The organism is Pseudomonas sp. CBZ-4 (assembly GCF_000346755.1).
GTDB lineage: Bacteria > Pseudomonadota > Gammaproteobacteria > Pseudomonadales > Pseudomonadaceae > Aquipseudomonas.
On record NZ_ANNV01000133.1, the window covers coordinates 1 to 20,503 of the forward strand.

Genomic DNA, 20,503 nt, shown 5'->3' on the forward strand with positions numbered 1-20,503 from the left:
TGCCGAACAACGCCGATCAACTGTGGGAGCTGGCTTGCCTGCGATGGCGGCGGATCAGACAACACACCTGTAACTGACCGACCGCTATCGCAGGCAAGCCAGCTCCCACATAAGCCCGGTTCCACATTGAAACCGGGGAATACAAGGGTTCGGCTTACATGTCGTACCGCACCGCCATACCAAAGGTACGCGGCGCTCCAGCGTCGATGATTTCGTCGTCGCGGTTGTTGGTAACGTACTGCTTGTCGAAGGCATTTTTCACAAACCCCGACACCGCCACATTCTGGGTGACCTTGTACTCGCCGTTGAAGTTGGCCAGCACATAGTTGTCGCTGCGACGCTCGCCCGTGACCTTGCCGGCCGCGTTGAATTCATACGCCGATGGTGCACTGCTCTGGTAGGTGACGTCGGTGTTCAACGTCAGGCGTTCGTTGACGCGGTAGAGGGCGCCCACCGACGCCTTGTACTTCGGCGCATACAGGAAGGCTTCGCCACTGCGGTCCTGGCCACGGTCGGTGACGAAGTCCTTGTACTGGCTGTCGGTGATCGCGCCGCCGAGGGTCAGGGTCAGCTGTTCGCTGAGGTCTTTTTCGACGAACACTTCCAGGCCCTTGATGTCGCTGCGACCGGCGTTGTACACGTTGATGATATTGGTGTTGGCCTGACGCACGCTGACCTGTTGGTCTTTCCAGTCGGTGTAGTAGAGGTTGGCGCGGGCGCGCAGCGTGTCGTCGAAGAAAGAACCGCGATACGACAGCTCATAGTTGGTGGTGTATTCCGGGTCATAGGCCTCGTGGCCACTGCCGGAACGCACGTTGACGCCGCCGCCGCGATAGCCCTTCTGCACCATGAAACCGAGGTACTGGCCGGCGGCGAGTTCGTAGTTGATGCCCACTTTGGGCAACAAGGCCGCGAAGGATTTGTTGACCTTGCCTGCGTCGGACAAGTCGTCCTGCTTGATATTGGTGTCGTTGCTCTCGCGGTCGTAGCGCAGGCCGGTGACCAGGGTCCAGCGCGGGGCGAAGGTCCAGTCGACTTCGCCAAACAGCGCCTTGTTTTCAATGGTGGTGGCGCCTTTGACGGTGGCTGCCAGGTCGCCATCGAACAACAGCTGATCATGGAAGTTGTTGGTGTTGTGGCCGTAGTAGGCGCCGACAAAACTCTTCACCGTGTCCGAGCTGTAGTTGAGGCGCAGTTCCTGACTGAACAGGTTGCCATCCTGGCGCCGGCGGATCACTTCGTTGTCGACGGCGTTCTGGTCGAAGTCCAGGCGGTTGTTGTAGTCGGAGGCGGTGTTGGCGGTGAGGCTGGTCAGCGACCAGTGCTCGTCGAGGCGGTAGTCGAGCTTGGCGCTGACGGTGTCCTGGATCAGGTTGTCGTAGGCCTGGGTGTCGGACGAAATCTTGTAGTAACGCACCTTGTCCTTGTTGCGCATCACCGAGTTGTCGCCCTGGCGGTGCTCGTTGTGGGCGTAAGTCAGCAGCACATCGAGGTCGTCGGTGGGCACGATCAGCAATTTGCCGCGCGCATTGCTGGTGCGATGGGGGTTGGCGTCCTTGCCCAGGGCGATGTTGTCGATGTAGCCGTCGCCGTCCTGATAGTCCAGGGCGATACGCCCGGCGATCTTGTCGTCGACAATGGACCCGCCACCGGCCACGGCCGCGCCTTTTTCGCCGTAGTTGCCCACGTTGGTCTGCGCCGAGAACGTCGGCTGGAACGTCGGGTTGCGGGTCTGGATCACCACGGCGCCGGCCAGGGAGTTGCGGCCCTGGGTGGTGGACTGCGGGCCGAGGAACACTTCGACCTGCTCCACATCCCACAAGCCGGTCGGCGTCAGCGTGAGGGTACGGTTGGGCTGGACGGCGCCATCGACATACACCGACACCGCGCCATTGAGGGTCGCCGGGCCCTGGTCGTCGAAACCGGACACCGGCACGCCGCGAATCCCCCAGTTTTCATTGCCGGCCTGGCTGTACACACCGGGCGTACGGGCGAAGACGTCGACCAGGCTGTGGTCGGCCTTGTCGCGTAGTTGCTGTTCGGTCACCACCACCACGCTGGACTGGGTCTGTTCCAGGGTGCGGTTGATTTTTTCGCCGCTGACGGTGATCGGCGCGATTTCCAGGCTGTTGCTCTCAGCCGCCCAGGCGCCGTTCGCCAGGCACGCCATGGACCCTACGGCCATCGCGATTGTAGTTTTTTTGACATTCACGCCCTGCACCCCTACGCCAGATAGTTATTGTTTTTCTGCGGGCGCACAGGTAGCCAAACGCCAGCGGCGCGGAGTTTAAGGGATAAAAACGCCGAAATAAACAGAATTGATAATCCATCTCATTCGCGGCGTAACCGGTCAAATGTATCCGGCTCAACACACACCACCTGATCGTTCCCACGCTCTGCGTGGGAATGCCGCTTCGGACGCTCTGCGTCCGCTTGTGTGACGCGGATCGTCACGGGATGCATTCCCACGCGGAGCGCGGGAACGATCATCAGTGCAGGTCATGAAAATTAATAATTTTATAAATTATCTAAATAACAATATTTAATAATTAGCTTATTCGAAAAAAGAATTTCACTCAGGTTTTTTATAGTAATAAATTCAGTTCAACCCCACCTTAATCGTTTCCCCTACCTCGCTTTCGACGCTGTACCCACGCCACGGGCCAGTACCAGAATCAATGGACTATTGCTGACATGCCCGATATCACCTGCGCCCTACCGCTGAAGAAGTTCCACCTGTCCTTGCTGACCAGTTCCCTGCTCTTGGCGGCCGCACCGTCGTTTGCCGATGACGCCAAGCTCGACACCGTGACCGTGATCTCCACCGGCCTGCGCGGCCAGGAACGCACCGTGGCCGACAGCCCGGCGCCGATTGACGTGATCAACAGCGACCAGTTGCTCAAGACCGGCCGCGCGGAGTTGTCCGAGGCGATTGCCAAGTTGCTGCCGTCGTTCAACTTCGGCACCAATATCGCCGGCTACAACTCGGTGACGCGGCCCTTGAGCAACCGCAGCCTGGGCCCGGCGTACACCCTGGTGCTGGTCAACGGCAAACGCCGTCACAACGGCGCCACCGGCCAGCGCGGTTCCATCGACAACAGCGGCGCGAATGCGGTGGACATCGACCTGATCCCGGTCAGCGCCGTGGACCATATCGAAGTGCTCAAGGACAGCGCGGCTGCGCAGTACGGCTCGGATGCGGTGGCGGGCGGGATCAATATCATCCTGAAAAACACCAAGAGCGGTGGCCACCTGGAAACCAGCTACGGCCAGCTGTTTTCAGGCGAAGGCGAGACGATCAAGGTCGCCGGCGACCAAGGCTTCGAGCTGGGCCAGGGCGGTTTTTTCCACCTCTCCGCCGACGCGCGCAAACGCGGCAATGCGTCGTGGAACGACAAGGCCGACCGCAGCGTCAAGGCCTTCAACGACCCGGCCAAGGAAGCGGCCTGGGACCGCGTGGCGATCAAGAACGGCGACCCCGACCTCAAGGCCTTCAACCTCGCCTACAACGCCGAACTGCCCCTGGAAAACCTCACGCTGTACTCGTTCTCCACCTACGGCGAACGCGATGCCGAAGCCGCCAACTATTTCCGCCTGCCCACCGGCACCGCCGCCGTGCCCGAGGTGTTCCCCGACGGTTACTTCCCGCTGAACAACATCAAGGACCGCGACTACCAGTTGCTGTTTGGCGGCAAGGGCGAGTTGGCCGAGTGGAACTGGGACCTGAGCACCACCTACGGGCGCAACAACGTGCACCACTCCAGCGACCTGAATATCAACCCGTCCCTGGGCACCGCGTCGCCGACCAAGTTCGACAACCTGGCGACCTTTCGTTTTGAACAGTGGGTCAACAACCTCGACTTCACCCGCCGCTACGACAGCCTGTTCAACCTGACCACGCCGGTGCAGGTGTCGGCCGGCCTGGAACATCGCTGGGAGCACTTCAGCACCTTCGCCGGTGACCGCGAGGCCTATATCACCGGCACCTACCCCGCCGCGTCGGGCGCGCAGGCGGCGGTGACGATCCGCCCGGAAGATGAAGTCAGCCTGATCCGCAACAACGTCGCCGGTTACCTGGACCTGGGTTTTGACCTGACCGATAAATGGTTCCTCGACGTGGCCGGTCGCGTCGAACATTACGACGACGACTCGGGCAACACCTTCGGCCTCAAGGTCAATTCACGCTATGAGCTGACCGACAGCGTGGCCGTGCGCGGCACCGTCGGCACTGGCTTCCGTGCGCCGTCCCTGACGCAGATCGGCTACACCGTCGCCGACAACCGCGTAGCCCTGGATGCCGACGGCAACGTGGTGCCCGCCGTGACCCGCCTGACCCCATCCGGCAGCAACCTGGCCAAGGCCCTCGGTGGCGATGACCTCAAGCCGGAAAAATCGCGCAACCTCGGCCTCGGCCTGACCTGGCAACCGGCGCCGCGCACCAGCATCACCGCCGACGCCTACCTGATCGACATCGACGACCGCATCGCCCTCACCAGCAATATCTACGACCGCGGCAACGGCGCGATCAACGCGATCCTCACCGCCCAAGGCGTGCCGTCCGGCACCTGGGTCAACTACTACACCAACGCCTTCGACACCCGCACCAAGGGCCTGGACGTGGTCGCCGACCACACCACGCCGCTGGATGCCTATGGCGAGGTGCGCTGGAGCCTGGGCTTCAACTGGAACAAGACCACCATCCAGGACAGCCGCGACACCCCGGCCGCGCTGGCCAACACCGGCGTGACCCTGGTGGGCCGCGACCGCGCCGGCGACCTTACCGACGCCTCGCCCAAGACCAAATGGATCCTCGGCGCCAACTGGAAGATCGACGACCTCGCGGTGAACCTGCAAACCGCGCGCTACGGCGCGGTCAAGACCCTCGCGGTCAACCCCAGCGGCGACCGCAGCTTCGGCGCCAAATGGATCACCGACCTCGACGTGAGCTACACCTTCGTCGACCACCTCACCGTGAGCATCGGCGGCACCAACATCTTCGACGTGCGCCCCGACAAGCACGCGGTGTACAGCAACCTGGGCCTGGCGGCCTACGGCAACCCGCCGTTCTACCCGGGCGGCGGCTACTGGTACACCAAGCTGGCCTACGACTTCTGATCCACACCGTGCATGCACCCGAACCGCCACATGAGGGCTACCCATTGACTACCTCCAACTTGATGAGCCGCTTGCTGGCCCCGTGCGCCCTGGCGCTGGCCCTGGCCGGTTGCTCGCCTGCGGGTGAGCAGGCCCAGGCCAACAAAACCCTGAATATCGCGTTCTTTGGCGACAACACTATTCTGGTCAGCGTCGACCCGTTCCAGGTCTATTGGCTGGAACACCGGGTGCTGCTGCGCAATGTCGCCGAGTCCCTCACCGACCAGGACCCGGAAACCGGCAAGATCATCCCGTGGCTGGCCAAAAGCTGGGAGGTCAGTGACGACGCGCTGACCTACACCTTTCACCTGCGCGACAACGTGACCTTCAGCAACGGCGAACGCTTCGATGCCAAGGCGGTGAAGACTGCGTTCGACAGCGACAAGGCCCTGGCCACCGAGCTGCCGGCCACGTTTGGCGCGACCTACCTGGCGGGTTACGACCATGCCGAAGTGGTCGATGACTTCACCGTCAAGCTGGTGCTGTCGCGGCCCAACGCGGGTTTCTTGCAGGCCACCTCCACCACCAACCTGGCGATCCTCGCGCCCGCCTCCTATGCGCTGACGGTCAAGGAACGCTCCCTGGGCAAGATCATCGGCACCGGGCCGTTCGTGTTGGCGAGCTACACCCCGGAAGTCGGCGCGCACCTGACCAAACGCAAAGGCTATGCCTGGGCCTCGGCCAATATGAAAAACCAGGGCGAAGCCCATCTGGATGCGATCGACGTCAGCTACATCCCCGAAGAAAGCGTGCGCAACGGCCTGTTCCTGCAAGGCAAGGCCGACATCCTGTGGCCGCGCAACCCGTTCTCCGAAGTGGACCTCAAGCTGTTCCAGTCCAAGGGCGCAACCATCCAGAGCCGCTCGCTGCCGGGCCCGGCGTTGAACCTGTACCCCAACACCCGTGGCGAACGCATCCTCGCCGACCGCCAAGTGCGCCTGGCCGTGCAGAAGTCCATCGACCGCACGAGCTACGCCAGCACCGTGTACAACGCCGAGTTCCCGGTGGTGCAAGGCATCTTCGACGTGACCACGCCCTTCGCCAAGAGCCAGGCGGCCAAGCTCGGCTACGACCCGGCGGGCGCCGAACAGCTGCTGGATGGCGCCGGCTGGGCCAAGGGCGCCGACGGTTACCGGCAGAAAAACGGCAAGCGCCTGAGCCTGAGCTACAACATCAGCCCGGCGGAAACCGCCGGCGACGTGTTGATCCAGGACCAACTGCGCAAGGTCGGCATCGAGTTGAAACTCAGCGTGGTCACCCGCGCCGAGTGGGTGGCCAACAACTCCGCCGGCAACTACGACCTGACGATCAACTACATGACCCGCGCCGACCCGATCATCCTGCAAACCATCCTCGACCCACGCACCGCCAACAGCTCCACCGTGGCCACCAACACCTACGAGCCGGCCACACTGGAAAAAGCCAAGGGCTTGTTCGATGCCGGCATCACCGCCACCCAGGGCCCGCAACGCGCGGCGGCCTATGGCGCCCTGCAAGACCTGCTGATTGATGAAAGCTCGGCCTTCCCGGTGTATGAGCGGGTGTGGCAGGCCGCGACCTCGGCCAAGGTGAAAAACTTCCGCTGGACCGCCGAAGGGTTCGCCCTGCTGGGTGATATCGAGATCGGCACGCCATGAGCCGCTACCTGATCGGCCGTGTCGGCCAGGCGCTGCTGGTGTTGTGGGGCGCCTACAGCATCACCTACTTCATCCTGTATCTGCTGCCGGGCGACACCCTGTCCCTGATGCTCAGCGCCTCGGGCATGGAGGCCGATGCGCTGTCGGTGGAAGACCTGGCCAAGGCACGCGCTTATTACGGCTTGGACAAGGGCGTGTTCGAGCAGTACTTCGACCTGCTGTGGGGCGCGTTGCGCGGTGACTTCGGCCAGTCGCTGTCGATGAACCGCCCGGTGGCTGATTTGCTGGTGGAGCGCCTGCCGCAAACCCTGTCCCTGGCCGGCCTGGCCATTGTGTTGTCGTTGCTCGGCGGCATTGGCCTGGCCTACCTCACCGCCTACGTCCGCTGGCAGCCGTTGAAAAAGGCCCTGACACGCTTGCCGTCGCTGGGCTTTTCGGTGCCGGTGTTCTGGATGGGCCTGTTGCTGATCCAGGTGTTTGCGTTTGGCCTGGGCTGGTTTCCGGCCACCGGCAGCAAGGGCTTTGAAAGCCTGATATTGCCGGCGGTGACCCTGGCGATTCCCAGCGCGGCGGTGTACGCCCAGGTGCTGCAACGCAGTTTCCAGGGCGTGTGGAAAGAGTCGTATATCGTCACCGCCTACGCCAAGGGCCTCAGCCGCGGCCAGGTGCAGGCGCGCCACGGCTTCAAGAATGCGGCGCTGCCGATCCTTACGCTGATCGGCTTGCAGGTGGGCAACACGGTGTCCGGTGCGGTGCTGGTGGAAACCATTTTCGCCCGCTCCGGCATCGGCCGCCTGGCCCAGGAAGCCGTGTTGCGCCAGGACATCCCGGTGGTGCTGGCCATCGTCGCGGTGTCGGCGGCGGCGTTTGTGCTGGTCAACCTGCTGGTGGACCTGCTGTACCCGTGGCTCGACCCGCGTATCTCCCACACGCCAAAGGTGTCCTAGACCATGACCATCCTTGAGCAGAACCTGCGCGGCAAAGCGCTACCGGCCGGCCAACCGCTGTGGCGCCGCCGCAGTCGCCTGCAACGCGCCACGGCGGTGTTGCTGCCGTTGTTGCGCAAACCCGGTTTCAGCCTGGCGTTGTTGCTGGTGCTGTTCGCACTGCTCAGCGCGGTGGTGCCGCACTTGCTGACCGGCTTTGACCCCTACGCCACCGCCCCCGCCGACAAGCTGCGCGCGCCCAATTTCACCCACTGGTTCGGCACCGATGAACTGGGCCGCGACCTGTTTACCCGGGTGGTCTACGGCGCGCGCCTGTCGATGCTGGCGGCGTCGCTGGCGGTGGGCATTGCGCTGGTGGGCGGGCTCGGGTTGGGCATCCTCTCGGGCTTTGCCGGTGGGCGGATCGACTCGCTGATCATGCGTGTTGTCGATGTACTGCTGGCCCTGCCCGGGGTGCTGCTGGCCCTGGCGATTGTCACCGCTATCGGCTTTGGCACGGTGCCGGTGGCCATTGCCGTGGGCGTCGGCATCATTCCGGGGTTCGCCCGTACCACCCGCGCCGAAGTGCTGCGGGTCAAGACCCTGCCCTATGTCGAGGCCGCGCGCCTGGGCGGCGCCAGTTGGGGGCGCACCTTGCTGCGCCATATCCTGCCGAATGCCTGGGGCCCGGTGGCGGTGTTGGCGACCCTGGACTTCGGCGCGGCGATCCTTGCCACCGCCGGGCTGAGCTTCCTCGGTTTCGGCGCGGTGCCCCCGGCCGCCGAATGGGGCACGTTGATCGCCAACGGCCGGCACTTTTTGATCACCGCGCCGTGGGTGTCCCTGTTGCCCGGCCTGTTCCTGGTGGCCGTGGTGTTCAGCCTCAACCATATCGCCCGCACCTTCGAGGAAACCCAGCGATGAGCGCTTTAGTGGATGTGCGCCAACTCAGTGTCAGCTACCGTTCCGGCGGGCAACTCACCGCCGCCGTCAAACAGCTGTCGCTGGCGATTGCCGAGGGTGAAACCGTGGCGATTGTCGGCGAGTCCGGCTCGGGCAAATCGACCCTGGCCAACGCGATCCTCGGCTTGCTGCCGGACAACGCGCAGATCAGCGGCGGCGCGCTGTGGATCGCCGGCAATGACCTGACCCACGCCAGCGAACGCCAGAAGCGCGGCGTGCGCGGCCGCACCGTCGGGCTGGTGCCGCAGGACCCGATGGTCAGCCTCAACCCGACGTTGCGCGTGGGCCAGCAGATCGCTGAAGCGCTGATCCTGGCGCACGGCAAACGCTACCCCGGCGTGGATGCCGATATTGTCGAGCTGCTGCAACAGGTGGGCATCGACAAACCGGTGTTGCGCGCCCGCCAGTATCCCCATGAACTCTCCGGCGGCATGCGCCAGCGCGTGCTGATCGCCATCGCCCTGGCCGGCAACCCGCGCCTGATCATCGCCGACGAGCCCACCAGCGCCCTCGACGTGACCGTGCAGCGCAAGATCCTCGACCACCTGCAACGCCTGGTCAGTGAGCGCGGGATTTCGCTGCTGATCATCACCCACGACCTCGGCGTGGCCACCGACCGCGCCGACCGCATCCTGGTGATGCAGCACGGTGAACTGGTGGAACAGGGCCCGCCCCGGCAGATCCTCGACGCGCCGCAGCACGACTACACCCGCGCCCTGATCGCCGCCGCACCGGCGTTTGCCCGGCGCCGCGAGCCCTTGCTGAACCTGGACCCGACGCAGGCGCCGATCCTCAGCCTGCACCACGTGGGCAAGACCTTCGCGCTGCCCAAGGTCAAGGGCGAAGCCAGCACCTTCCTGGCCCTGGAGGACTTGAGCCTGGAGGTGTACCCCGGGCAGACCCTGGCGATTGTCGGCGAGTCCGGCTCGGGCAAGAGCACGGCGCTGCGCATCGCCCTCGGCCTGGAGAAGCCCAGCCACGGCCGCGTGCACTTCGAACAGCGGGACATCACCGACCTCAGCTGGCGCGAATTCCGCCCGCTGCGCCAGCGTATCCAGCTGGTGCAACAGAACCCGTTCGCCGCGCTGGACCCGCGCTTGACGATCTTCGAGAGTATCGTCGAGCCGCTGGAATCCTTCGGCCTGCTCAAGGGCGCCGCCCTGGAACAGGCCGCGCGCGAACTGATCAGCCGCGTGCACCTGCCCATCAGCTACCTGGACCGCCTGCCCCGCGAACTCTCCGGCGGGCAATGCCAACGCGTCGCCATCGCCCGCGCCCTGGCGTTGAAACCGGACCTGTTGCTGCTGGATGAACCGGTCAGCGCCCTGGATGTGTCGGTGCAGGCGCACATTCTCGACCTGCTGGAAGAGCTGCAACGGGAGATGGGCATTGCCTATGTGCTGGTGTCGCACGACCTGTCGGTGGTGGCCAACTTCGCGCACCAGGTGCTGGTGTTGCGCCAAGGCCGCGTGATCGAACATGGCTCGGTGGAACACATCTTCAACCGCCCCGCGACGGCGTACACCCGCGAGCTGATTGCGGCGATTCCGGGGCGGCAAGCGGCGGCGTGAGGGCATGACGCAGAGCGTCATAGTCGGCATTCCCACGCAGAGCGTGGGAACGATCAACCCGTGGGAGCGGGCTTGCCCGCGATAGCGGAGTATCCGCTGATGCATCCGGTGACTGACACACTGTCATCGCGGGCAAGCCCGCTCCCACGATTTTAACCGCGCCTATCGGCTCGAGGACGCTGGGCAGGCACGCCACTCCCCGGCAGGTGGCTCATCCGTTGATCACTGCGCTGACTGGGGATGGGGCAGCACCATCGAATACGCCTCCTGATGGTAGAGCAACGGCGCGTGGCCAAAGTCATCGAAGCGCACGACTTTACCGATCATGATCCAGTGATCCCCACCGTCCACCTGCTGGTACTTCTCGCAGTGAAAGTGCGCGGCGCAGTCGGCAAACACCGGCGCCCCGCCTTCACCGCGTTCATGGGCGATGCCCGCAAAGCGGTCTTCGCGGGGGCGGGCGAAATTGTTCGACAGCGCGATCTGGTGGGCCGCGAGAATGTTCACCGCAAAGTGGCTCGCCTGCTCGAACACTGCATGGCTGCTGGAACGTTTGTCGATGCTCCACAGCACCAGGGGCGGGTCCAGGGACACCGAGTTGAAACTGTTGGCCGTCACCCCGACCTGTTGGCCGCGCTCGGTGGCGGCGGTGACCACCGTGACGCCGGTAGCAAAGTTGCCCAGGGCACGGCGAAAGGCGCGTGTATCAAATTCAGTAGACATGCAAGACTCCTGGCGCCATCGCACGCGGCGCCGATGATGGGTGTGGTGGACAGGCCGATCAGACCATCGTCGGGTCAGGCTCAAGCCCCATCAGCTCACGCCCGAGGATCTGCGCGCAGACGTCATAGTCGGTGTAGGCATGTGCCCCGGTCATATGGGCGTCGCGCCACAACCGTTGCAACTCATTGCTCTCCATCCACGCCCCGCCACCGGCGGCTTCAAACAAGCGGTCTACCGCCTGGATACACATCTTGACCGCATACGCCTGGTTGGTGCGCCAGAACGCCAGGGTTTCCCTGGACGGGTACACCTGGCGCGCGCCATGTTCGGCGTGTTCCTGCCAGGTCTTTTCGAGGAAGGCGCGGGCTGCGGCCACCTGATGGGTCGATTCGGCCAGGCGCATCAGGGCCGGCGTGGCCGCGCCAACCTGGGCGCCGGTATAGGCGCGCACCCGATGACGCGTCTTCTCCCGGAAAGCCTCAAGCATGCGCTCGGCGACACCCAGGCTGACCGTTGAGAAACCGCTGGCGAAATACGGGCGATAGGGCGTGAAGTAAATCTGGCTGTCGGGGTACAGGCCGAAACCGGCGGATGTGCCTTCCATCATGTCCCTGGCTTTCTGGATGCGATGGTTGGGCACAAACGCGCCCTCGACGCTCAGCGTCTTGGTGCCGCTGCCGCGCATGCCGAGGGCGAACCAGTCGTCGAGGATTTGATAGTCGCTGCGGGGCAACACGGCGAAGCAGTAGTCCTGGCCGCCCTCGCTGTTCTGTCGGCGGCAGCCGAGGATGGCCCATTCGGCATGGTCACTGCCGCTGCTCCAGCCCATCTGCCCGCTGAACCGCACGCCACCTTCGACCTCTTCGACCTTGCCGAACGGCGCGATGCTGCTGCTGGCAGTGGCATCGGGGTGGTCCAGCCAGAGCTCGTCCTGCAGTTGCCGGGGAAACATTGCCAGTTGGTGGCTGTGGGTACACAGCAAACTCACCGCCCAGGCCGTGCTGGCACACGCACCCGCCAGCAGTGCGATGCAGTCGCAAAACGCCGGGAGGGACATTTCCAGGCCGCCGTAGGCCTTGGGCTGGAACGCGCGGTGCAGGCCGATGCTTTTGAGCAAGGCGATGTTCTGCGCTGGCACTTTTCGCTCGCGCTCGGCTTGCGGGGCGTTTGCGGCGATCGTCGGCAGGAGAGGCTTGAGGTCTTCAAGCAAGGAATTGGAAGGCTGCATCAGGACACCTGTTTTTATTGGATTTGGTGTCCAGTATTGCCAGCGCGGGTCAGCGGTGAAATGGATGTTCCATGGAGACGCTTGTACTTTTCACCGCTGCGTCAGTCGATGACGGCGGCGCTTTTGCCCTCCCCCTGCGCCGACATCAGGATCGCCAGCACAATCAGCGTCGCGCCGGCGAGCATCCGCCACGAGGGCGTTTCGTGGAACAACCACCAGGCGCAGGCGATGGCGTACACCGGTTCCAGCGAGATGATCATGCCGGCGCTGCGAGCGTTGAGGCCCTTGAGGCTTTTGACGAACAGGGCTTGGGAGACAGCGGTGCACAGCACGCCGAGGATGGCCAGGTGAGTCCAGTCAACGGCATCGAGTTCCACCAGGTCAAACACCGCAAACGGCGCCATGATCAGCGCCACCGTGGCGTTCTGCCAGAACACCACTTGCACGCCATTGCGCCCGTCGGTGGCGCGGCGGTTGGTCATGGCCAGCAAGGCGAACGACAGCCCCGAGGCCAGGCCCCACAACAAGCCGACGGTGCCCTGGTTGGCGAGTTCGAACGACGGCGTCACCAACACCAGGCCCAGGGTCACCAGTAGCAACAACAGCGCTTCGGCCAGATGCGGCCGGTCACGGAAGACCGCCATGTCGAGCAGGGTGATAAAGGCCGGAAAGCTGGCAAAGCCAAGGGTGGCAACCGCCACGCCACCGACCTTGATCGCGATGAAAAAGGTCACCCAATGCGCGGCGAGCATCAGCCCCGAAAGTGCATAAATCGAGAGTTTCCTGAGGTTCAGGCCGCGCAGCAGCGCACGGTCTTGCAGCTGTGCGAACACCGCCAGGGCCAGCAGCGCAAACGCTGCGCGGCCAAAGGTGATCACACTGGCGCTGGCGTGGATCAGTGCGCCAAAAATACCGGTCAAGCCAAACAGCAGTGCAGTGATATGGGCAGAAGTAAGGGCAGTACGATAGGCAGTCATGAAAAGAGCTTCGCGAAAACGAGCTGGGCCGTGGACTTCTTATTGTTGACCCGGTGGAAAGGGAGGCGCCTCGATCGCCGCTTGCGTGGAGCTTTGTAGGGAGGCGCCTGGTTTTTTTAGCCTTCGGACACGTCGATCCAGATGGTCTTGATCTCGGTGTACTGGTCGTGGGCCCAGATCGACTTGTCACGCCCGCCGAAGCCGGACTGCTTGTAGCCGCCGAACGGCGTTGAAGCATCGCCCTCGCCGAAGCAGTTGACCGTGACGATACCGGCGCGGATCTCGCGGGACAGCTTGATCGCATGGCGCAGGTTGTCGGTGTACACCGACGCGGCCAGGCCGTAGATGGTGTCGTTGGCCAGGGCGATGGCTTCGTCCAGGGTGGTGAACGTGGTCACGGTCAGCACCGGGCCGAAGATTTCCTCCTTGAACAGCAGGCTATCGGCGCTGACGCCGTCGACCACGGTGGGCTGCACGTAGATACCCTCTTCGGTCTTGCCACCGAAGACCACGCGCAGGTTTTCGTGGCCGGCCTGCACCAGGTACGAGCTGACTTTGTCGAAGTGCGCCTGGCTGACCATCGAGCCCAGGCGGTTGTCCGGGTCCAGCGGGCTGCCCATCTTCCAGGCCTGCAGCTGCACGCCGATGCGCTTGAGCAGTTCATCCTTGACGTCGGCGTGGACGATCAACCGCGACGAGGCCGAACAGTTCTCGCCCATGTTCCAGAACGAACCGTTGACGATATGCCCCGCCACCAAATCGAGGTCGGCGACGTCGTTCATCACCACGGCGGGGTTCTTGCCGCCCAGTTCCAGGACGATGCGCTTGAGGTTGGACTCGGCGGCGTAGTGCAGGAACAGCCGACCGGTGTCGGTGGAGCCGGTGAAGCTGACCATGGTCACGTCCATGTGCCGGCCCAACGGCTCGCCGACTTCGCGACCGCCACCGGAGACCACGTTGAACACGCCATCCGGCACGCCAGCCTGGGACGCCAGCTCGGCCACGCGCAGGGCGGTCAAGGTGGTTTCCTTGGCCGGCTTGACGATGATCGAGCAACCAGCCGCCAGGGACGGCGCGATTTTCCAGGCGAGCATCAGCAGCGGGAAGTTCCACGGCAGCACCAGGCCGACCACGCCGATGGCTTCGCGCACCACCAGGGTCAGGGCGTCGTGGCCCACCGGTGCGGTGTTGTCGTAGATCTTGTCGATCAGCTCGGCGTGCCAGCGGATCATGTGGATGGTTTCCGGCACGTCGGTCAGTTGGCACTCGCGCACCGGCTTGCCGCTGTCGAGGCTTTCGAGCACGGACAGTTCGTGGGAGTGTTGCTCCAGCAGGTCGGCAAAACGCAGCAGGACTTTCTTGCGCGTGCCGGGGCTGAGCTTGTGCCAGCGGCCATCGTCGAAAGCCTGTTTGGCCGAGGCCACGGCGACATCCACGTCGGCGCTGTTGCACGCGGTGATTTGCGCCAGCACTTCACCGGTGGCCGGGTTGGTGGTGCTGAAGGTGTTGCCCGACACCGAGGTGTAGGGCGCGCCGTTGATAAAGGACGTGGTGGGGAACTGGATATCCTTGGCGATGGCCGCGTATTCGGCGGCGCTGAGCAGGTGGGTCATCATGCACCTCCAACAATGCGCGCGACGTCACGCTTGAGATTGCTGATGACGGTTTCCAGCGCCTGTTTTTCGTCTTCGAACAGCGGTTGCAGCGGTGCACGTACGCTGCCGGTGCGCAGGCCGTTGAAGGCGCAACCGGCCTTGATCGCCTGGACGAATTTGCCACCTTCGAGGAAGTCCATCAGCGGCATGAAGGCGCTCATGATCTTGCGGCCTTTGTCGAAGTCTTTTTCGATCACGCAGGCTTCGTACAGGGCGATATGTTCACGCGGCACGAAGTTGGAACCGGCACACACCCAGCTGCGCGCGCCCCAGGCGAAGAATTCCAGGGCCTGGTCATCCCAGCCGCAGGACAGCGCGATGTGCGGGTACTGAGTTGCAAGGCGGTGGACCTGGGCCATGTCGCCCGAGCTTTCCTTGATCGCCACGACGTTCTTCGAGGCGCTGACGGCCTTGAAGTAGTCATCGCCCATGCTCACGCTCATGCGGCCCGGGTAGTTGTAGAGCATGATCGGCAGGCCGGCGGCCTGGTCCACGGCCAGGGCGTGGATGGCGTTTTCCTGTTCGGTGGGCAGCGCGTACGGCGGCGAGCCGACGAGGATCGCATCGGCCTTGATGGCGCGGGCGGCCTTGGCGTATTCCACCGAATCTTCGGTGCGGATGGCGCCGGTGCCGACGATCAGCGCGACGCGGTTGCCGATGACTTCCTTGGCGTGGGCCGCGAGGTCGATGCGCTCCTGAGCGGTGTGCGCGTAGTACTCGCCGGTGGAGCCGCCGATGATGATGCCGTGCACCTTGGATTCGATCAGGTATTCGAGCACGTCAGCGAAGGCTGCGTTGTCGATCTGGCCGGTGGCGGTCAATGGGGTGATTGCCGGGGTGTAGATGCCTTCAAATTTCATGGGTGTTTCTCCAACAGTGAAAGAGGTGTGTTTTCGCTCAGCTGCTCAAGGCCGCTGCGTCCCGCAAGTTCAACGAGCGTGTTTCCGGGGCCATGGCCCAGGCGGCGGCCAGGCCGATAAAAGTCACGCCGGCGGCGACATACATGGTGTTGCCGATGCCAATCGAGGTCAGCGACAGCGGTACCAGGTAGGTGCCCACGGCGGCGCCGACCCGCGACAGCGAGGTGCCGATGCCGACGGCAAAAGCGCGGATTTCGGTGGGGAACAATTCATTCGGGTACACCAGTTGCAGCACCTGGGCGCCGCCGATAAACACGGCGTAGGCGCCGAACAGGCACAACACCAGCAGTTCATGGCTGTTGGAGAACGCCGCCAGCAGCAACAGCGCCAGGCCCGACCAGAGGAAGCTGTGGATCAGCATGCTGCGCCGGCCGATGGTGTTGATCAGCCGGGTGGCGAGGATGCAGCCGACCACAAACAGCAGCGTGATGAACATCGAGCCGTAGGAGGCCCACTCGCCTTTCAGGTTGAGGGCTTGCAAGACTTTGGGGGCGAAGGCGTAGACGGCGAACACCGGGATGATCGAGCACGACCAGAACACCGAGACAAAGAACAGGCGCTGGCCGTAACCCGAGCGCAGCAGGTCGCGGAAGGTCATCTTGCGTTCGTCCGGCTGCTCCGGCAGGTCGCGCAGCGAATAGTGCGTGCCGTACACACGCTTGATCACCTGCTCGGCCTCGACGTCGCGGCCTTTGCTGAGCAACCAGCGCGCCGATTCCGGGGTGCCCAGGCGCAATACGAACAGCACCAGGCCGATCACCGCCGCACTGGCCAGCGCATAGCGCCAGGCATCGTCGGCGCCGGTGTTGATAATGGCGTTGCCGACCACATAGGCAAACGCCGCACCGGCGAACCACAGGATGGTCAACGCGGCGAGCCGTGGCCCGCGTTGTTTCTTCGGCAGGAACTCCACCAATAACGAAGTGGCCACCGGGTATTCAATGCCCACGGCCAGGCCGATGATGAAACGCAGGGCAAACAAGAGCCACGCCGATTCAACCCAGAACTGCGCCAGGGAACACAGGATAAATAACGAGGGGCCAATGAAATAAACTTTCTTGCGCCCCAACTTATCGGTCAACCAACCGCCGATAAAACCGCCAAAGAACACGCCAATCAAGGCCGATGCGGCAATCAAACCCTGCCAGAACTCGGTCAATTGCAGCGCATCGGTTATTTGCAACATGGCAATACCGATAATGCTTAAAACATAACCATCGACAAATGAACCACCGCCCGAACGGGCCGTGAGCAATCGGTGAAAGTTATTAAGAGGTACATCCTCAACTGAGGCATTCGGACTTGTCATTATTATCTCCTACTTCGCTTCGTTCATTCGCCGGGGTACAACGCACACTTGAAATCCAGGCGAATGAAAGCCGTCTCAATCAGAAACCGCAGTCGCTGAAACGCCTGCTGTTGTCCAATCAATAGATTAAGTTCGGTATTACGTGTTGATGATGGTGCGAATCAGCTTTCCTGGCCGGCGCGGCTTTGTCCCCATAACAAGTTCATGTTTACACCCGCTGATAACAGCGGCTCCGGTGGGTTTCTGCTGGGGCCCGGGGACGTCAACAGGAAGTCCACCAGGTGATTGCTTTTGCCCGCCAGCCACTCGGCCAGCAAGGTGCCGGTGACGGTGCCACGGGTTACGCCCAGGCCGTTGCAGCACAGGGCGCCGTAGACGTTTTTGGCCAGCTCGCCGAAGTGCGCCATGTGGTTGCGCGACAGGCTGAGGGAACCGCCCCAGGTGTAGTCGAAGGTGACGTCGCGGTGCAGCGGGAAGCGCCGGTCGAAGGATTCTTTGTGGCGTTTCACAAAGCGTTGCAGGTATTTGGGATTGCTGCGCCCGTCGGCGTTGTAGCTGAAGCTGTTGCGCACCAGCAGACGGTTGTCGACGGTACGGCGCAGGGTGGTGCCGAACGGGTCGGCGGGGATCACGCCCCAGAACGGGTCGCCGCCCAGGCGCGCCTGCTCGTCTTCGCTCAGTGGCCGGGTCAGGCTGGCGTAGGTGAAGATCGGCAGCATGCGGCTTTTGAGGAAGCCGAAGCTCATGGCGAAGGCGTTGTTGGTAAGCACAAGCTTGTCGGCGATGATGCGGCCGTTCTTGTGGATCAGCACGGTTTTGTCGGCGTACTCGACGGCGGTGATCGGGGTGTTTTCGTAGAGGGTCACGTTGGCCGGCAAGGTGTCCGCCAGGCCTTTGACCAGCGCCGCCGGTTGCACCAGCGCGGTGCCTGGGGTGAACAGCGCCTTGCGATAGAAATCGGTGCCGATGCGGCTGGGCAAGTCAGCAGCGTCGATCACCTGGTAGGCCTGCCCGAGCTTGTCGAGGCCACGGCGGTAGGCGTCCAGCACGGCAATGCCACGGTCTTCGATGGCGGCCTGGTACTTGCCGCAATCGCGCCACTGGCAGTCGATGCCGTGCTGCTCGACCAGCGCGCGCAGCATGGACTGCCCGGCGAGGTTGAGTTCCATGCTGATCCTGGCGGTGGCGATGTCGCCGATATAGTCTTCGGCGCCGATGTCGTGGGGCAAGTCGATGGCAAAGCCGGCGTTGCGCCCGGAAGCGCCGTAGCCGACTTCCTGGGCTTCGATCAACACGATCTCGTCATCCGGGAAGTTCAGCGCCAGCTGGCGCGCCGCCGCAAGGCCGGTGAAGCCTGCGCCGACCACGGCCCAGCGCGTGGCGCTGATACCACTATGGCGCGCACGTGCCACGCGCGGCGGGCTCAGGTGGAACCAGCCACAGGTTGAATCGTCTGCCGGGGTGTTTCTGATGAGTGCCATTATTCGCGACCTGGGTTCTTTTATAGTTGTTAGAGCTAACAGCTACCCGTCTGCATCGCGTCGCTTCGGCCTGCATCAAAAGGTCAAAGCGTGAGCGCTACATCCAGGCCTTCGGGCGCCGCGTACTCGGACATCCGCCGACGGGACAGTTCGAGGTGGGCCTTCACGATTTCCCCGGCCAAGACCGGATCGTGGTGTTCGATTGCGCGGATCATGTCGTCATGCTGCTGGGCGGCCACTTCCAGGTCTTCCTGCATGTCCACCGTGGTCGGGTGGCGGTAGAAGATCTTGCCCAGACGGGCGTGGTCGATCAGCAAGCGCTGCAAGCTCGGCATCAGGTAGGCGTTGTGGGCCATCTTGCCGATCTGCAGGTGGAACTCGTCGTTGTACAACACCCGGTTCTCCACATCCTTTTCCTCGATGGCGGTCCGGAACAGCGCCTGGATGCGCTTCAATTCCACCACTTCAGCCGGGGTTGCGTGGGAACAGGCCAGTTGCGTCGTCGCGATATAAATCAACGGCGCCGCGAGGAAAAAACTGCGCAGCGACTGGTAACTCATCGCCGATACCCGCGCGGCCCGGTTGGCTTCCAGGTCGATGTACCCTTCCGCCGCCATTTGCCGCATCAGTTCCCGCACCGGTGGGCGCGACAAACCGAACTCATCACACAGCGCCAACTCGTCCACTACGGCACCCGGTGCCAGTTCCATGCTGAGGATGCGGCGGCGCAGCGCTTCACCCAAAACCGCCTTGCGGTCGATGCTGGGCTCGACCGGAGCCGGCGTAGTGAGTTCTTTGGTAGCCATGGTGAAACCTTCCTAAGTAGTAAGTGCACACGGTCTACTACCTGTATTCGCACTATAAAACAACAATATTCTAATTGTCTACAATTAATATACACAGTAAAAACATCGTCGATAGCCCTGTGCCTGCGGGCTTTACCGGCTATTTGACGAGGCGAATTTCCTTGGACGGACGATGCCCGAAATAAGCGCTGTAGCACTTGCTGAAATGACTGGGCGAGACAAACCCACAGGCCACCGAGACCTCGACGATGGTCAGCGAGGTGTGCTGCAACAAGCGCCGCGCCTCGGTGATGCGCAGGTCCATGTAGTAGCGCTGCGGCGAGGTGCCCAGTTGCTCCTTGAACAGCCGCTCGATCTGCCGTCGCGAGCGGCCGGCATACAGGCACAGGTCCTCCATTTGCAGCGGCTCTTCGAGGTTCACGTCCATCAGGTTGATCACCTCGCGCAGCGGCCCGCTGACCGAAACGCTCAACAGCGGCTTGGCCCGCCGAAAACGCGAGGCCTCGAACGCGAGGATGTCCTCGATGCCATCGGTGAGGGTCTTGCCGTGCAGGCTGCGGATCCACTCCAGCGCCATATAGAAGGCGCCCGTGGGACTCGATGCCGTGAGGCGATTGCGATCCACCACATAGGCTTCACTGGTGACATGACTGAGCCGCGCAATCTCCGCCAGCGCCGGGCGATGCTCGGGGTGAATCGCACAGCGATAGCCCTCCAACACCCCGGCCCGGCCGAGAAACCAGGCGCCATTCCAGATGCCCGCCAGTGCAACGCCCTGCTCCGCCGCTGCGCCCAGCAACAGGCTCAGCTCATCGTTGTAGCGCAGCGGGGTGCGGTAGCCGCCGCAGATCACCAGCACGTCGAGTTGCAGCACCGCGTCCAGGCTCAGGCGCGCATCGGGCCGGATCACCAGGCCCAGGTCGCTGACCACTTCGTCAAACGCCAGGCCAAAGGTTTGCGTGGCAAACGACTCGGGCCGGATCAGGTTGGCGGTGACAATCGTGTCCAGCGCCTGGGTAAAGGCCGGCAGCGAAAAATGCTCCAGCAGCACAAACCCGGCGCGCGCCCGGCGCACTTCCTGGCCGGGGTGATCGTTGAGATAACGCAGGTTCTTGCACTGCATGACATCGCTGAATTGGCGTCGCGCTACCAC

At 63.2% G+C, this 20,503-nt stretch carries 14 protein-coding genes and 1 pseudogene; 5 read left to right on the forward strand and 10 right to left on the reverse strand.

Annotated features, from left to right (window positions below; translation table 11 throughout):
- Positions 1–154: 154 nt before the first annotated feature.
- Positions 155–2,212: a TonB-dependent receptor gene (locus tag B348_RS0117865; protein WP_026136865.1), complete on the reverse strand. Its 2,058-nt coding sequence runs from the start codon at positions 2,210–2,212 to the stop codon at positions 155–157.
- 482 nt (positions 2,213–2,694) lie between these two features.
- Between B348_RS0117865 and B348_RS0117870 the strand changes: the two genes are divergently transcribed.
- From B348_RS0117870 to B348_RS0117890, 5 genes are all read left to right on the forward strand, one after another.
- Positions 2,695–5,115: a TonB-dependent siderophore receptor gene (locus tag B348_RS0117870; protein WP_017737440.1), complete on the forward strand. Its 2,421-nt coding sequence runs from the start codon at positions 2,695–2,697 to the stop codon at positions 5,113–5,115.
- Between the two features lie 62 nt (positions 5,116–5,177).
- Positions 5,178–6,791: an ABC transporter substrate-binding protein gene (locus B348_RS0117875; protein ID WP_017737441.1), complete on the forward strand. Its 1,614-nt coding sequence runs from the start codon at positions 5,178–5,180 to the stop codon at positions 6,789–6,791.
- A complete protein-coding gene (locus B348_RS0117880) occupies positions 6,788–7,738 on the forward strand; it encodes an ABC transporter permease (protein WP_017737442.1) in 951 nt (316 codons plus the stop codon). The genes B348_RS0117875 and B348_RS0117880 overlap by 4 nt, the downstream gene beginning before the upstream one ends.
- 3 nt (positions 7,739–7,741) lie before the next feature.
- Positions 7,742–8,641 carry an ABC transporter permease gene (locus B348_RS0117885; RefSeq protein ID WP_017737443.1) on the forward strand — a complete coding sequence of 300 codons (900 nt, stop codon included), beginning with the start codon at positions 7,742–7,744 and terminating at the stop codon, positions 8,639–8,641.
- The gene (locus B348_RS0117890) at positions 8,638–10,251 is read left to right on the forward strand and encodes an ABC transporter ATP-binding protein (protein WP_017737444.1); all 1,614 of its coding nucleotides are present in this window, start codon (positions 8,638–8,640) and stop codon (positions 10,249–10,251) included. Before B348_RS0117885 ends, B348_RS0117890 begins: the two co-directional genes overlap by 4 nt.
- 240 nt (positions 10,252–10,491) lie before the next feature.
- Here B348_RS0117890 and B348_RS0117895 read toward each other — a convergent pair.
- The 9 genes and pseudogenes from B348_RS0117895 to B348_RS0117935 all read right to left on the reverse strand — a co-directional run.
- A pseudogene (locus B348_RS0117895) lies at positions 10,492–10,974 on the reverse strand (flavin reductase family protein); the annotation flags it as partial.
- A 58-nt stretch (positions 10,975–11,032) separates the two neighbouring features.
- The gene (locus B348_RS0117900; protein ID WP_017737446.1) at positions 11,033–12,202 is read right to left on the reverse strand and encodes a p-hydroxyphenylacetate 3-hydroxylase oxygenase component; all 1,170 of its coding nucleotides are present in this window, start codon (positions 12,200–12,202) and stop codon (positions 11,033–11,035) included.
- A gap of 101 nt (positions 12,203–12,303) precedes the next feature.
- Positions 12,304–13,179, reverse strand: coding sequence for a DMT family transporter (locus B348_RS0117905; RefSeq protein WP_017737447.1), 876 nt, complete (start codon positions 13,177–13,179; stop codon positions 12,304–12,306).
- Positions 13,180–13,295: 116 nt separating this feature from the next.
- Complete coding sequence (locus tag B348_RS0117910) at positions 13,296–14,792, reverse strand: aldehyde dehydrogenase (protein WP_017737448.1); 1,497 nt, start codon at positions 14,790–14,792, stop codon at positions 13,296–13,298.
- The gene (locus B348_RS0117915) at positions 14,792–15,694 is read right to left on the reverse strand and encodes a dihydrodipicolinate synthase family protein (RefSeq protein ID WP_017737449.1); all 903 of its coding nucleotides are present in this window, start codon (positions 15,692–15,694) and stop codon (positions 14,792–14,794) included. The genes B348_RS0117910 and B348_RS0117915 overlap by 1 nt, the downstream gene beginning before the upstream one ends.
- A gap of 37 nt (positions 15,695–15,731) precedes the next feature.
- The gene (locus B348_RS0117920) at positions 15,732–17,063 is read right to left on the reverse strand and encodes an MFS transporter (protein ID WP_026136867.1); all 1,332 of its coding nucleotides are present in this window, start codon (positions 17,061–17,063) and stop codon (positions 15,732–15,734) included.
- Positions 17,064–17,224: 161 nt separating this feature from the next.
- Positions 17,225–18,544 (reverse strand): FAD-binding oxidoreductase, encoded by a 1,320-nt coding sequence (locus B348_RS0117925; RefSeq protein WP_017737451.1) that lies wholly within the window; start codon positions 18,542–18,544, stop codon positions 17,225–17,227.
- Between the two features lie 83 nt (positions 18,545–18,627).
- The gene (locus B348_RS0117930) at positions 18,628–19,350 is read right to left on the reverse strand and encodes a GntR family transcriptional regulator (protein ID WP_017737452.1); all 723 of its coding nucleotides are present in this window, start codon (positions 19,348–19,350) and stop codon (positions 18,628–18,630) included.
- A 139-nt stretch (positions 19,351–19,489) separates the two neighbouring features.
- Positions 19,490–20,503, reverse strand: coding sequence for a GlxA family transcriptional regulator (locus B348_RS0117935; protein WP_026136868.1), 1,014 nt, complete (start codon positions 20,501–20,503; stop codon positions 19,490–19,492).